General features: G+C 41.9%; 14 protein-coding genes. 4 read left to right on the top strand and 10 right to left on the bottom strand.

The annotated features are described in order from the left end of the window. Window positions 1–240: 240 nt before the first annotated feature. Window positions 241–369, bottom strand: a complete 129-nt coding sequence (locus F6K64_RS02340) for a hypothetical protein (RefSeq protein ID WP_287249646.1) — start codon at window positions 367–369, stop codon at window positions 241–243. A gap of 190 nt (window positions 370–559) precedes the next feature. On the opposite strand from F6K64_RS02340, the gene F6K64_RS02335 reads away from it, so the two are divergent. Both F6K64_RS02335 and F6K64_RS02330 read left to right on the top strand, forming a co-directional pair. Then, window positions 560–1051 carry a cupin domain-containing protein gene (locus F6K64_RS02335; protein ID WP_202799269.1) on the top strand — a complete coding sequence of 164 codons (492 nt, stop codon included), beginning with the start codon at window positions 560–562 and terminating at the stop codon, window positions 1049–1051. 277 nt (window positions 1052–1328) lie between these two features. After that, window positions 1329–2210, top strand: a complete 882-nt coding sequence (locus tag F6K64_RS02330; RefSeq protein WP_287264742.1) for a MarC family protein — start codon at window positions 1329–1331, stop codon at window positions 2208–2210. 267 nt (window positions 2211–2477) lie between these two features. Here F6K64_RS02330 and F6K64_RS02325 read toward each other — a convergent pair whose 3' ends face one another. Further along, the gene (locus F6K64_RS02325; protein WP_287264740.1) at window positions 2478–3509 is read right to left on the bottom strand and encodes a pentapeptide repeat-containing protein; all 1032 of its coding nucleotides are present in this window, start codon (window positions 3507–3509) and stop codon (window positions 2478–2480) included. Between the two features lie 30 nt (window positions 3510–3539). Then, window positions 3540–3746 carry a hypothetical protein gene (locus tag F6K64_RS02320; RefSeq protein ID WP_131827127.1) on the bottom strand — a complete coding sequence of 69 codons (207 nt, stop codon included), beginning with the start codon at window positions 3744–3746 and terminating at the stop codon, window positions 3540–3542. Between the two features lie 851 nt (window positions 3747–4597). On the opposite strand from F6K64_RS02320, the gene F6K64_RS02315 reads away from it, so the two are divergent. Next, on the top strand, window positions 4598–5857 hold the full coding sequence (locus tag F6K64_RS02315; protein ID WP_071105440.1) for a serine/threonine protein kinase: 1260 nt from the start codon (window positions 4598–4600) through the stop codon (window positions 5855–5857). Window positions 5858–5873: 16 nt separating this feature from the next. On the opposite strand, the gene F6K64_RS02310 is transcribed toward F6K64_RS02315, so the two are convergent. After that, window positions 5874–6269 (bottom strand): hypothetical protein, encoded by a 396-nt coding sequence (locus F6K64_RS02310; protein WP_287249644.1) that lies wholly within the window; start codon window positions 6267–6269, stop codon window positions 5874–5876. Between the two features lie 366 nt (window positions 6270–6635). Beyond that, entirely contained in the window at window positions 6636–7022 is a 387-nt protein-coding gene (locus tag F6K64_RS02305) for a hypothetical protein (protein WP_008188938.1), read from the bottom strand. A 167-nt stretch (window positions 7023–7189) separates the two neighbouring features. On the opposite strand from F6K64_RS02305, the gene F6K64_RS02300 reads away from it, so the two are divergent. After that, complete coding sequence (locus F6K64_RS02300; RefSeq protein ID WP_143727636.1) at window positions 7190–7408, top strand: helix-turn-helix domain-containing protein; 219 nt, start codon at window positions 7190–7192, stop codon at window positions 7406–7408. A gap of 82 nt (window positions 7409–7490) precedes the next feature. On the opposite strand, the gene F6K64_RS02295 is transcribed toward F6K64_RS02300, so the two are convergent. The 5 genes from F6K64_RS02295 to F6K64_RS02275 form a co-directional block, all read right to left on the bottom strand. Continuing rightward, on the bottom strand, window positions 7491–8453 hold the full coding sequence (locus tag F6K64_RS02295; protein WP_008188940.1) for a hypothetical protein: 963 nt from the start codon (window positions 8451–8453) through the stop codon (window positions 7491–7493). 786 nt (window positions 8454–9239) lie between these two features. Next, a complete protein-coding gene (locus tag F6K64_RS02290) occupies window positions 9240–10373 on the bottom strand; it encodes a pentapeptide repeat-containing protein (RefSeq protein ID WP_008188941.1) in 1134 nt (377 codons plus the stop codon). An 877-nt stretch (window positions 10374–11250) separates the two neighbouring features. Then, the gene (locus F6K64_RS02285) at window positions 11251–11505 is read right to left on the bottom strand and encodes a hypothetical protein (RefSeq protein ID WP_008185466.1); all 255 of its coding nucleotides are present in this window, start codon (window positions 11503–11505) and stop codon (window positions 11251–11253) included. 238 nt (window positions 11506–11743) lie between these two features. Next, the gene (locus tag F6K64_RS02280; RefSeq protein WP_008185468.1) at window positions 11744–12409 is read right to left on the bottom strand and encodes a class I SAM-dependent methyltransferase; all 666 of its coding nucleotides are present in this window, start codon (window positions 12407–12409) and stop codon (window positions 11744–11746) included. 342 nt (window positions 12410–12751) lie between these two features. Then, the gene (locus F6K64_RS02275; protein WP_287264739.1) at window positions 12752–13729 is read right to left on the bottom strand and encodes an NAD-dependent epimerase/dehydratase family protein; all 978 of its coding nucleotides are present in this window, start codon (window positions 13727–13729) and stop codon (window positions 12752–12754) included. Window positions 13730–14261: the final 532 nt, after the last annotated feature.

The raw sequence follows: 14261 nt of genomic DNA, 5'->3' as shown, positions 1-14261 counted from the left end.
AAATGTCCGTTTTGGTGCGCCCATTGTCCTTATCACACCTCTGTTAAAGATGGCAATTTGGTTATAGAAAGCTCTTAAGCATTCAGCTCTCAGCTCTCAGCCGTCAGCTTAAAACAAGCTATTCGACTGATCAGTTCAACGGACTCAAAGCCAAAGACTATAAATTCCTAGCTTGGGCGTTCCCGTAGCGTAGCCGAAAGGCCAGGGAACTGAGATTAAACGAATGCTTAGCTCTTTCATTCAAAAGCTGATAGTAGCACAGGCTTCGACGCTGGGAGTTAGCCCATTAGCTGTTCGCGTAGCGTGCGCGTAGCGCTTAAGCTGAATGCTTACTATTTCAAAACCATTATAGTGCCCCATGAGCTGCATTATTGGTTTGCCATTTTTAAGGCATTTGATGACAGGGTTGCACCTTTAAATTTAGTCAAGAAATTTTTCAGCAAAGCAAGATTAAAGGAGTAGAACAATGAGTGAATACAATGTAAACGATCGATTTGATGCCCAGGATCTCCTTAAGAAACCTGGTGAAGGAGAAAGGACAGCCACCGACATGATTATCATGGCCCGATCCAGAGACATGGGTGGTGATTTCTCAGTGATGCAGGGTGTGATCAATCCCGGTCACTTGCTGTCACCCCACAGCCATAAGTTTTGCGATCAACTGGTCTACGTGATCTCCAGTGAACTTGTGTTCGAGATTGGCGGTGCAGATGGACTAAGGTTCACAGCTCCTGCGGGAAGCTACGTCCAAAAACCACGAGGCATCGTCCATGCTTTCTGGAACTCCACGGATACACCGGCTCATTACATCGAGCTGTCAGGTCAGGAAACCTTTGAGGGGTTTGTTGACTCCTTGAAGGGGGGCGATCGCAAGGGTCTCGCGAACGCAGAGCGGGACTGGGGCATGGTTTTTGCTCTCGACGAAATTCCAAGGCTGATCAAGGATAACAACCTCACGGGCCTTGCTATGTCCGAGACTCCCGACTTACCCCATCTACCTAATCTTCCCGAACCAGTGGCAAAGCTGTTTAGCAATATGAAGTTGCGCTAGAAAATCTTGTAGGGTGGGCAAAAACTGTTTGGTTCTTTTCAGTTTTGTAGATAAAAGAACGTTGCCCACCCTACTTTAATGGCGTTGCTGAATCAAGGAATGAATACGCGATCATCTGGTTTTGGTCAAGCCCCCTAAATCCCCCAAGCGAGGGATTGCTCGCTTGGGGGACTTTGAAAGTCTTATTCCCCCCAAAATTGGGGGGCTAGGGGGGCAAAACCATACCCAGAATCAGCAACGCCATTTTTTTTACTTGTAAGAGTAGGGAGATAGGGAGATGGGTAGGTTGTTGAGAATTCTAGGGATAGCGATCGCATCGGCTTATTTTGCTTCGATGTTAGCACTTAACAGTGCCACAGCAACCATCCCTACACCGCCATCTCCCTCCCTTGCAACGGATTTTACTGGGCAAACAGCGATAATCTCAGCCCAAGCTATGGAATCATCAAGGGTTCAACCTGCTATACCGGTCAAGGCTGAGATTGATGCTAAAACTGAAGTGTTGTTTGAGCAACTTTTTGAGGGATTTGGGGCATTCAATATCCTGATTATCTTTTTACTTACCGTCGGTCCGCTCAAACTAATTGTACCCTTTGTCAAGCTGACAGCTAATGCTGATCCGGCCTTGCGTCGCCAGCTTGCTTTACGGGGGTTTGGCATATCCACCTTAGTTATTTTTGCGGTAGCACTACTTTGCCAAAATGTTCTGAAAGCCTGGCAAATCGATCTCTCAGCAATGCTAATCGCAACAGGTATTATCCTTTTTTTAGTGGCTCTGCGAACAGTATTATCCCAGTATAATCACCACCAAAATAACGAGCACTCGCCTGTAAATCCTTCTCTGAAATTAACGATTAATCCTTTAGTTTTTCCCAGTATTTTAACTCCCTATGGCATTGCTGTTGTGGTGACCATTAGCGCCATGTTCGGACGGATGGCAATTGCTCCCGGTTCTATGTTTTTGCTATTATTTGTGGTAATGGTACTAAACTTAGGAGTGATGTTGGTCGCCCATCCCCTTTTGAATCTCATCAAACCCGTCACTCTAAGAGTGCTTGGTTTTGTGTTTGGGGTGATGCAGGTGGCTCTGGGACTAGATATGATTTTGACGGGAGTGAAACTGGAAGCGATCGCACTGAAATTTCTTCTAGGGTTGTAACATAATCGGCGTTGCTGATTCTGAGTATGGTTTCGCCCCCCTAGCCCCCCAATTCTGGGGGGAAAAAAACTCTAAAAGTCCCTTCCGGTGCGCGCCTCCTAGGGCGAGTAAATCGCCCTTGGGTCGCACCGCAAAGTTGGGGGACCCACGGGGGCTTTAAGAAAACCAGATGATCGCGGATTCATTCCTTAATTCAGCAACCCCACATAATCGACCCATAATTACCCGATCTCACCACATACTTCCCATAAATTTCCCTATTCCCGATCACAGACCAAGCTGTTGTCGCAACGCATCGGGCATATTCTCGGCTTTGTCCAAACCTGTAGCATTTTTCCACTTCGTCTGTCGATTCCAAGAGATGCCTTCAAGGTTAGCACTAGTTAGATCTGCACCAGTCAAGTCCATACCATTAAGGTTTGCATCTGTGAGATCTGCACCACTGAGGTCCGCATGTTTGAGGTTTGTACCATTGAGCTTTGCATATCTGAAATCTGAACCAGTCAGGTTCGCACTAGTGAGGTCTGCACCAGTGAGATCCGCACCCATGAAGTTGGCACCACTGAGATCAGCATTCCTGAGATCAGCATTCCTGAGCTCAGTAATACTCAGGTTGGTTTTACTGAGGTTCGCTCTAATTAGCAATGCTTTACTAAGCTTGGCTGTATTAAGGTTAGCTCTCGCAAGATTGGCTTTAGTTAGATCAGCTCCCGTAAGATTAGCTCCAGTAAGTTCAGCGTCATTGAGACTAGCTTGATGGAGTATAGCATTCGCCAAGTCAATGTCAATCAAATCGGCATTTGGGGCATCCAGCCCCCTCATGGAAACACCATAGTTGTTCAAAACCTCAAGGGCTTTTACTCTGGCATGACTAGTAGCTACTCCTGCTCCTGCGGCATTATCGACAATTTGCCATGCCTCATAGATTATCCTTTTTCTGCGCTCTAGACCTTCAAGCATGTAAAGAGACGCTCCAAATAAAAGAGCGAAACCTTCAAGATTTTGCACTTTAGAGACGAACAATAGTTGCTTTACCAAACAAAACCCGTCTGAATCTTGAGGTGAGCAAACTTGTTCGGTTTCAGTTGTCTTTGGCTCCAATGACGTTTCAGTTGTTTTTGGTTCGAATAACGTTTTAGTTATTTTTTGCTCCAATACACTTAATCCCACTAGAAAGAAGTAAGCAATAATGAAGGAAAGCACTACACGAAGCCAGATATTGCTTAGATACTTTTCGCTTTTGGGAACCACTACACGAAGCCAGACATTCCTTAGACGCTTGTTTAATAAGCCAATCACCTGTATCCTTATTTACTAAAAGTCCTGATCTTATTTGCAGTATATAGCAGGTCTTAATTGAGAGAGGTAATTTCGTCCTAGGTTGCGCGGGAGTAGGGAGTAGGGAGTAGGTAACTTCGGAATAGCTATACAGCTTTGGCAAAAGGCATTGCCACCATGAGCAACTGCCGTGGTTTCCCATGAGCAACTTCCCGTTGAGATTGGTTTTAGCACTTTTGGCTTATTTGAATTGGTCAATACATGAGTGCGTATTGTTATAATATGCTATAAGCAAAATAGTATCCCCCCCTGCGCCCGCGCCCCATAATTTGGTGAAAGGGTATTGCAGCTGTTACCCCCTTATAGATTGGGGGATGGGTACCTTGGGTGGAATTTTGCAGGTGGCGCTCTAGCCATCAGAATGCCTGGGAATTTGTCCTGCTTAACAAGGGATAGCTCCTGAAGGGCATCGGGAGCAGGTCAAAGTTGGCTAAAAAATCAACTATATATAGAGTTTTTCGTTCTTATGAGGGACAATCAGTGTCTTGATGCAGTCGGCCAAAGGGTGAAACCCTCAGCATAGGGCTGCATCCCTACTCTGTGTTACGAAGTCTCTGCTCCGATTAACCCACCACAAAAGCACCTCAACCAATTGAGAAATGCTATAAGTGACATACTCCCAAGGCACCTGATGATTTAGAGATGATTTCAAGTTAACTTATTTTGTCCTAAGCTAAGCTGATCTAGCTGGAGCAGTATCTTAGACCCTAGGGTAATACCGAACAGCCACAAAAGATGGTTGTTATGGTCTAACTATTTATGTATTTCACTCAGGGCAAACGCATCTAAAATTATAGAAGCCTTACTCAGAAGCAATGCAGCGCTTTAATCAGGGGGTTTCCACCAGTCGCTACTGCATCAAGACAAAAATTTCAAAATTAATCAGCAAAAATTAATCAGCAAAACTACCTATCCTATGAATCTCATATCCAGTAGGCATTTCAAAATAAGATGCGTCTACCCTGCGTCCTACCCTAAAGTTAAAAAACGCTAATCATCCACCAAGCTATAAAATTAGCTAAAGCAATTAATTCAATTAAAATAACCCAATGATAAGCTTAGAACCAGGAGATTCTATTAAAGACGGCGACTATACCATCCAACGTGAATTAGGAAAGGGAGGCTTTGGAACGACTTACCAAGCTACTCGTCACTTACCCGATGGTCAGGAAGAGATTGTTGCCATAAAAATTGGAAGAGAAGAACTACCCGATAATCAACGAAGCGAAAGAGAAAAAAAATTTAAAGATGAAGCGCAGCGACTCAACCAATTTAACCATAACCATATTGTTAAATTCATAGAGTACTTCTATGAACCAACAATATATCGTCCTTGCATCGTGATGGACTATATCGAAGGAGAGAACCTACACAGACTCACTCAACCAGGGAATGGAATTCCAGAGGAACAAGCCATCAAATATATTCAGCAAGTTGCCGATGCCTTGACAGCAATGCATAAGGTTAAGTTGATTCATAGAGATGTCAAGCCTAGTAATATTATGGTAAGACATGGAACTGAAGAAGCAATACTGATTGATTTTGGGATCTCCCGGGAATTTGTTCCTGACCGGACAATAGAGCTAACGCGACAATGGTCGGAACGTTATGCTCCACCCGAGCAACAACTACGCCGCTTTAAAGCAGGCCCACCACTTGATATCTATGCCTTATCCGCCACCTTCTATTTCTTGTTAACCGGACGCCAACCAGTTAGTAGCAGAGACCGGGAACATGAATTAAAAAGATATAGAAAAGACCCTCAAAAACAAGATGTGGAAAACTTCGTCACCAACAAAAAATTGAGAATAGCAATTCTCAGAGGTATGGAACTAGATCAACAGCGAAGACCTCAGTCAATCTCAGATTGGCTAAAATTACTAGAGTCTCCAGCAATAATAAGTCTAACTGATAGGTTTAGACCTATTGTTGGATATATATTTAGTTTTAGTATTGAAGCTCAAGTTAAAGTTTTATTGACAATTTATAAACTTATAAAAGACAGAGATTTATACAGCTTAGAAAAAGCTATCAATCTATTTGAGCAAAATCAAAACAACTATCAAGGAAACAAAGAATTTGAAGAACTCTTTAGTGAAATAACTCGTAGATATGCTCAAGACGTATTAGCTCTAAGCGGAGAGCCAGGAGTTCGTAAGGGAATTGAAAAGTTGGAAGAAATTCAGCAAAGACTGGAGAATAACTTCGACATTGAAAACCTGCCGGAAGATGATATCATCGCTCAGGAATATAAAGATGTTAGTGCTCTTCTAGAGCAGATGATAAATTCCCGTAACGGTAACAATTAGGATTTTCATGTATTTTTTAAATAACAGCCAAAGCAATTATCCCCAATAAAGCCAAAGCTGATAAAATTGTAGAAACCCCTTTCTTATCCCTAGATAAATCTTCCTGTTCTTCAATAGGTTCCGTGATTGTTTCCCAGCACGCCTCTCTAATGGTCGCACTCCACTCACTGCCCATTTCTGAAAACCAAAACACATTAGGATCACCAATAAATGGGTGACGGTTAATGGTTTGCTCTTCACGGTTGACGGAAATTGGGTGACGGTTAATGGTTGAGCCTTGACGGTTAATGGTTGGCCTTTGATGATTGGTTAATGGGTGACGGTTATGGTAGTATTCGGACTGATATCGGTAAGTATCAACAATAATTGGTTTGGCCTGATCACCAGTAACGGTATTGTTTTTCTGTGACATTGATTAACACCCGATTCTAAAGGTTAACAAGGTAAGGATTCAGCTAAGGCACTACCTGCTGAATGCTGAGTGCTAATAGCTGATTTCTAAGTATCTATAGACTTATCGGGGTAATCACCAATAGTTATGCAGAAAATTTTCAAGACCAGTAAGCTGTCAGCTGTCAGTGGTCAGCGGTCAGCGGTCAGCGGTCAGTGGTCAGCTTATTTTATTCAAAAGCAGCTCAAGTAGGGTGGCACAGGCTTCCAGCCTGTGACCTAACCCATAAGCTAATAGCTGATCGCTATTAGCTTAGCTGAGAGCTGACAGCTGATAGCTGATAGCTGTTCGCGTAGCGTGCGCGTAGCGCATACGCTTACCCTAAACCTATCGCCTCAAATTAACATAGCGAGTCAGAATCCGAATGATCTCACCCTCGACAGGGGAAGGAATCGGCGGGGTCCACGCTATGACTTCGGCAAAGCGAAGCACGTGCAATTGGTTAATCACACTCTCAACACCTTTGGGTACACCACAGGCGAGGAGGCGGACTGGGGTTTTGCCCTGAGGGACATCATAGATCGGAGCTTTGATGAGCTCTGGAAGCGATGCAGCGCGGTCTTGGGGGTTTCCCCCATGAGCGACTGCATCAAGACAGGAACGTGGGTTTACCATGTATATATCACCTTGTTTCTTTGGTGGTGGAATAGCGATCGCACAGAGGTTGTCGAGCCATAGAGTGCGATCGCTTTGTGCTGGCGAGGGAATTGCCAATCACTGTAACTGCGTACTTTTATAGTATATCCTATCTTTGCCAGTTTGTCAACACTTTGAGTTTAAAAAAAAATTAGAGAAGTATTATTTTCAACAATTCATGCTGCGAGCGGTTACAATCAAACGTAACGAACGTTTAGTATGGTAAGAGGTTAAACACTGAAGTGGTGATTCACTGGAAATTGGCAGTAGTCATGGCTGAGCGCAACATCAGCAATAAAGACCTAGCTGAGATAATTGGAAAGCATCCTAACTCCGTTTCCAGGCTCAAACGGCATCGCCGTCTACCTAGAATTGACGAAGATATACTCAACTCTCTGTGCAAAGCACTCAAGTGCCAACCAGGGGACTTGATAGTCTATCAAGAGGATGAACAAGACCCCTAAAACGGGAAATTTACCGGTAATCGGAAATCGCAAATCGCAAATCGGTAACCGGTAATCGGTAATTTTCCCTGAGCCTTAGCCATCAGCGCGTTATGGATGGGCCCAAAATATAGGAGCCCCTAGCTGTCTGGTGAATCGTCTCTGCAATTTTTTTAGCCACCTTTTCACTAGTCCAGTAGCTGTCGTGAGCACTGCCACCATTGATTAATGCTAAAAATGTCGATTGTATCGGTTTAGCGACATTTTCTAATAATCCAGAACCGTAGGTAAGTACATCTTCAAGTTTGATCACTTTGTCATACTCATCTACTAATTTGGGTAACACTCCTTCTAGGGGCCAAGCAATGGGATCCCCCGGATGTACAAAGTTTTGCCAGGGTAACGCCACTCCTTGTTGAGTCAGACTTCCCAGTAATTCCTTTAGTTTGGAACTAATATCATGGGTACTCCCCTCTCTGGTGTTGCCAACAATATGGATCAGAGTAAATAGGGCAATCGGTGAACCCATGGTATGAACACTAGCCAGAGGAATAGCACTGTCTTGCTCCGATTCGATGCCCAAAATGCTTTTGCGAATCTCCTGAATACTCTGATGACCAGGTATACTTGGGTCATCCCATCGACTAGCAAACAACACATCAAATAGGATAATCGTTCCCCAACTGTGAGTAACTAGGTGCAAACGATCCTGATCTTGGTATCCTTCCAATCCCTGATAGGCTTGTTTACTCATCTGCTCAATAGCCAGAGAGCTAACATGTCTGCTGAGGTAGAGAGCCCCGTCTCCAACGAATTGTAAGATTTGCTTTTCACGGAAGTCTCTGAACCAGAATTCATTCCACACCTTCGATGCATTCAATGCTGCTACTAGTTCCTTCTCCTGCTCAATTACCACATTCCCCCAGTACAGAGGGATCTTTTTGAGTTGAACGGATGACTCAACATTATTTTGAATCAGATCGAAAAGCTTGTCAGCGTATTGGGGTGTTTCTCGATCTTGGCGAGTATTGACACCATGTATAAACAAAATGTAGTCAGTAGCCACGGATCACCCTCTCTTTTATGGAATTTTATAGATGATTCCATCAGTTTATGCGATCGCGTACCCTACCCGACCGCGATCATGGATTCCTGGTAGGGAGTAGAGAGTAGGGAGTAGAGAGTAGGGAGTAGAGAGTAGGGAGTAGGGAATATGGCATCAAAAATTCTCACAATTCGTAAGCATTCAGCTATCAGCGTGTCGCGTATCAGCTATCAGCTAATGCGCTACAGATGGTGCTACTTGAGGTGCTATCAGCCAAACGCGAGTGCGTGGCCATAGGCCAAGGCTTATGGCACCTCAAGTAGCGTGGCCATAGGCCAACGGCTGACAGCTAAATGCTTACCTTTCAATTCTGATTAATCTCGAACTATTAGGTGCGACCCGTGGCGAATTTAATTCTTAATGGGTCAAGGGCACCTTTAAATTCTTCTGTTCGCGTAGCGTGGCCATAGGGCAAAGAGGTTTATTTTAATTAAGCTGAACGCTGTTCGCGTAGCCCATATGCTTCCCCTCAGACTCATAATGGTAGTTCAATGGTAGTTTTCAACTTTTACTCTAATTATTTATTAGACCTCTTGCAAAAGTCTTTTTATGATAGTGTTTACGTCAATTATTGTCCACTATTCCCAGATCCGCTGTTCCTTCCGACTTCTGCCGCGAAGTCTATTTAGGCTGTGCTTATCTAAATGGAATTATTGTTCGATTATGTTTTTACAAATATAAGATGCACCAGATCTAATTTATGTCTTCTGTATCCTATAAAAAAAACGCAAATTTATTAGAATAATATTAAGCCCTAATCAGGTAGTATGGTAAAATAGTTTCGCTATCTATTTGTGCCAATTCAATCTGCTTTTTGGTCAGATTTTTAGCTCCTTGGAGGTTAGCCCCTCTTAAATCTGTACCGTGGAGATTAGCTCCTTCTAAATTTGCCTCTTGCAAGTTAGCTTGAATCAACGATGCCCGCTGTAAATTAGCATTCCAGAGGATTGCCTGTTCTAGCTTAGCGCTCCTGAGAAATGCCCCTTCTAGGTTAGCATCAGATAAGCAAGCGTCTGTCAAGTTAGCTTTGATCAAGTATGCTCCTTGGAGGTTAGCTTGATTACAGTCTGCCCCTTCTAGATTGGCTCCGATCACATATGTTCCTTTTAGATTAGCCTGATTAAGATCAGCTCCTTGTAGTTTGGATCCATTAAGGTATGCCTCTTGCAGGTTTGCTTCTGTTAAGTTTGCCCCGATCAGTGTGGCGTGACGTAAATCAATTTTATCATCTTCGAGCTCTTTTGAGCTGTCGCGCCTGCCAATAACCGTCAGGGCACCTTGAATATCAATAGGAAGTTTTTGGTCTTCTGTAATTGGAAGAGGACTGCATGAGTCATTGATTTGCTTTTGCATCTCTACATGAATCTTCCCAGGGGACTGATATCGCACAAATGTCGATAAAATTTCCATGATTTTCCAGTGGTCTTGGGCAGAAACCTTAGCAATTCGTTCTAGGGCATAAATTCCACCTAGCCGCAGGGCAATCTGATCAGAACTCAGCCACTCAAGGGCATTATTCAAGCATTGAATCATTTGCCTGTCTTCTGAACAGATAGCCTTTTTGTCACTTATACCAGTCTTTTCTAAATCGAATGAACGCTTGCTTAAGTAGTAAATTTTCAGCAAAATTACTAGTCCTATAGCCATTATTAAAACAGCTATATAAAAAACAATTCGGTCTTTTTCATCTACTTGATTCAGTAAAAAAAATAGTTTATTGAGTTGGGATTCTTCAAGAAATCCATCAAGGAAATTTATGGGAAATACCACAAACCAATATAACGAAGCAATCCCTAAGTATACTAATCCACTATAAATCAAAAAAACAACCATTTTGAACCGTAACGGGTGATTTTTTGCCTGGTTTACCTTGAGTTTCATGCCTTGTATTATCCTTAACTCAACTGGTAGACTTTATTAAATCACCATCTTGTGAATATTATGTGAATAAATCAAAAAATCTAACTAACGAGCTATTTCTATATACAGCGGATCTGGGAATCGGGAGTCGGGAGCGGTGCGACCCAAGGGCGATTTACTCGCCCTAGGAGGCGCGCACCGAGGGAATCGGGAGCGGTGCGACCCAAGGGCGATTTACTCGCCCTAGGAGGCGCGCACCGAGGGAATCGGTAAAAGCGGGAAATGGGGAGAATTATCCCGGGAATTATTGTGTATTTTGATACATATGGGTAGATTTTTTTCGGACATACTTATGTATTTTGATACATATTTTGATTAATTTATACGTAATAAACGTACCTACTCGCCCCTTTTTAAAAAACCTACCCTTGTAAGCATCTCCCCAGGGAGCAGGTCTTGCGTTGCTGAAACATTAGTACTATTTCCGTAAGCATTCAGCTATCAGCTATCAGCTATCAGCTATCAGCTATCAGCTATCAGCTATCAGCTATCAGCTATCAGCTATCAGCTATCAGCTATCAGCTATCAGCTATCAGCTATCATTTTTCAGCTATCAGCTATCATTTTTCAGCTATCAGCTATCATTTTTCAGCTATCAGCTATCATTTTTCAGCTATCAGCTATCAGCTATCAGCTATCAGCTATCAGCTATCAGCTATCAGCTATCAGCTATCAGCTATCAGCTATCAGCTATCAGCTATCAGCTATCAGCTATCAGCTATCAGCTATCAGCTATTGATAGAATAAGGGTAACATTTGCAACAGATAGGTCTTATTGACAATTTGAGACCTATCTTTTTCTATCACAGATCGTTACACTCTTGACGTATCAATCGTTTCAAGCCATATCGTCGCCCCCCCAGCCTAACTTACTATTAGGTAAAATATCTAACCATGGAAAAATAAGCCATAACATCATGATGGGTTGAATCAGTAAACGAAAATTGTTTAACACATTCTTCCATCCACCTTCATAATTCCATTGTTGATGATTAATCACCTGGATATCATCAGTATCTGTCACCTCATTGGCCACTTCTGCCGATTGATTTAAAGATAAAAAAGCTGGATAATTTAAACTAATCTCTGACAATATTCATCTATTATTGATACTGTTGCCTGGGTATCCCTGGCTAAATGTTTTAGGATTTGTTCCTCTACATCTATTGCTGTGCTTACCTTGTAGAGTTTCTTTTTTTTCTTTTTCTACTTATTATAACCGGAGAGTGACAGAAAAGGGTTAATCCTTGATTCTCAGGACTATCGCACTGTTTTATCAATATTGTTGATAATAATGCCTCCTGATTTATTCTTGCCCTTACCCTGGTTCTCTAAGGACGTTTCAGCGCTAGGGTTAAGCCGTCAGCGATCGGTACCAGACTAATAGTTACTCTTTGATCTTGTTGGATTTTCTGATTAAGAGCACGAATAGACTCGGTTCTATTATCTGTTATTTCCGGATCGGCTACCTTACCTAACCAGAGCACATTATCTATCAAAATTAGTCCACCTGGGCGAACTAATTCAATGCAACGCTCATAGTAGCTATCATAGTTAGCTTTATCAGCATCAATGAAGGCAAAATCAAATGTACCACCTTGAAAGTCTGCTAGTAAACGGTCTAGAGTTTCCAATGCTGGTGCAATGTGGAGATCAATTTTTTCAGCCACTCCTGCCATTTGCCAGTAGCGACGAGCGATCGCAGTATACTCTTCACTAGTATCGCAAGCAACTACTTTACCATCTGGTGGTAATGCTAATGCTACTACTAGAGAACTATACCCTGTAAATACTCCTATATCCAGAGTTTTCTTTGCCTCCATTAGCTGTATCAGTAGTGCCATAAACTGCCCCTGTTCTGGGGCAATCTGCATTACACCCATAGGATGTTGTGCGGTTTCTTGTCTGAGTTGAGTCAAAATTTCCGCTTCTCGTAAAGAAACTGAGTGAAAGTACTCATAAAGCTTACCGTGGAGTCCAAATGTTGTACTAGACATCAGGGATTACTCTCAAATTTTTCATACACTGCTTTAATTATTATTGTTGACATAAATTGGTCAGTTAGGAAATTTGGGAACCTAAGAATACACGTTTAAGTGTGTTGAGTCGCTTCAGGGGCGACATCAGCTCTCAAAATCTGACTATATAAAGCTTTGATGCCAATGAGCTCATACTCGATACAGTCGCCAATTGACCCTCCTTTCATTGTCATGAAGATCCGGACCCTTATAACTACGTCCAAGGTCTGCCCAAAACAGCATGTATTTTTTTATACCTTATGGGCTGAAATTATTAGCCAGTATCGATGTCAGATTGCATGTCGCCCCCCCAGCAAGGATTTACTCTTGACCATACTCATCTCTAATCATTATTAACCCATCTTTTAAAGAAATTTTAGGCTCCCATCCTAACACCTGTTTCATCTTATTATTACTAGCGCACTGATTGACAATCTCTGAATAGTTTACTCCTCCTTTAACCTCCACATATTTCACTCCTGGTTGGAAAATACTAATAATAATATCTATGATATCTCTTATCCTATACTCCTTACCACTACTAATATTAAAAATTTCACCGATAATATTGGAATTTGACTCTAATGAAGCTTTGGCTACCATGATAATACCTTCAATAGCATCTGATATATGAATAAAATCCCGTGTATATTCCTGACCATTATTGGTTAAACGTAATTCAGGAGGTAGACCGTTTTGCAATCTTTGTATAGTACGTGGTACTAGACGTGAACTCTTCCTATCTAACCCTCCATAAAGATTAGCAAAACGTAAAATATTTAACGGTACTTTATAAGTAAAGTAAAACGATTGCGCTAACAAATCTGCACAGACTTTAGAGGTTTCATAGATACTTTTTGCTAACAAAGGCTCGTCTTCAAAATAGGAGTTTATTTGAGTTGCATCTCGTCCATAAACCTTATCTGTTGTACTCAAAATTAGATGACATGGATAAATACTTTTTCGTATAGCTTCTAAGAGAATATAGACTGCACGTATGTTGTATTCACAGGTTACCAGAGGATTTTTAAAGCACCATCCTTCAACGGCAACACCTGCTAGATGGATTACTAAATCAATTTTGCTTGTTAATATTTTATGAACTACTGTATTCTCAAAATTTTCCAAAGAGCCGATGATAAAATCATCATAGAAATTGTGGCTGGGAGTGTTTACATCTGTTGCTATAAAATAAATAGAAGGATACTCTGTTTTAATTTTTTTACATAATTCCCCACCTACATATCCACTCGCTCCAGTTACGAGCCATACTTTATTGCTTAAGATATCTTTTAGCATTTATAAATATAGATCAACAACAACACAGATTAAAAACGTAATTGTTCAAGAATAATCTTCTGTGATGAGCTAAGAAAGCTGTAAGGGCTAGGAGTCAAACAAAGCTAAAAGCTTTTCAAAAGCGAAGGAATTTTGTAAATACCTCCAAGGATAGAAATAATTTTAAGTGATAATGATCATAAAAAACAGCAATAATTAAATATTGTCATTATCATTATATTATAGGACGCTCCTATTTGCCTCCGGCTTGAATATTGTTTTACTCTCTGGAGCAGACAGGGATGGGAGTTATTCACACCGAAGCATAAACCAAAGTCGAAAAAACAAGCGAGACCACGCTAAAAAGACTCAAGAGCCCATGGTCGAAGATGAAGTGAGCCTCCTTGGGAGGAGCTTAGCTAATGCTTCTGAGTTAGAAGCATCTTATATTAATCTCCCGTTTTGAGGTTTTTTTTGGGCTTAAGTATCCGAAACATTGAGGGATGATAATGATTGAGTCTGAGACGTGAGTCCGCCATCTATCGGAATCAGC

The organism is Moorena sp. SIO3A2 (assembly GCF_010672265.1).
Classification (GTDB): Bacteria; Cyanobacteriota; Cyanobacteriia; order Cyanobacteriales; family Coleofasciculaceae; genus Moorena; species Moorena producens.
Note: the sequence above shows the minus strand (reverse complement) of the source record. Positions and strands in the feature narration are given on the sequence as shown.

Excerpts from the sequence above, each read along its gene's own strand:
- F6K64_RS02340 (WP_287249646.1), bottom strand. The coding sequence starts at position 369 with ATGCAGCTCATGGGGCACTATAATGGTTTTGAAATAGTAAGCATTCAG.
- F6K64_RS02335 (WP_202799269.1), top strand. The coding sequence starts at position 560 with ATGGCCCGATCCAGAGACATGGGTGGTGATTTCTCAGTGATGCAGGGT.
- F6K64_RS02330 (WP_287264742.1), top strand. The coding sequence starts at position 1,329 with ATGGGTAGGTTGTTGAGAATTCTAGGGATAGCGATCGCATCGGCTTAT.
- F6K64_RS02315 (WP_071105440.1), top strand. The coding sequence starts at position 4,598 with ATGATAAGCTTAGAACCAGGAGATTCTATTAAAGACGGCGACTATACC.
- F6K64_RS02310 (WP_287249644.1), bottom strand. The coding sequence starts at position 6,269 with ATGTCACAGAAAAACAATACCGTTACTGGTGATCAGGCCAAACCAATT.
- F6K64_RS02290 (WP_008188941.1), bottom strand. The coding sequence starts at position 10,373 with ATGAAACTCAAGGTAAACCAGGCAAAAAATCACCCGTTACGGTTCAAA.
- F6K64_RS02280 (WP_008185468.1), bottom strand. The coding sequence starts at position 12,409 with ATGTCTAGTACAACATTTGGACTCCACGGTAAGCTTTATGAGTACTTT.
- F6K64_RS02275 (WP_287264739.1), bottom strand. The coding sequence starts at position 13,729 with ATGCTAAAAGATATCTTAAGCAATAAAGTATGGCTCGTAACTGGAGCG.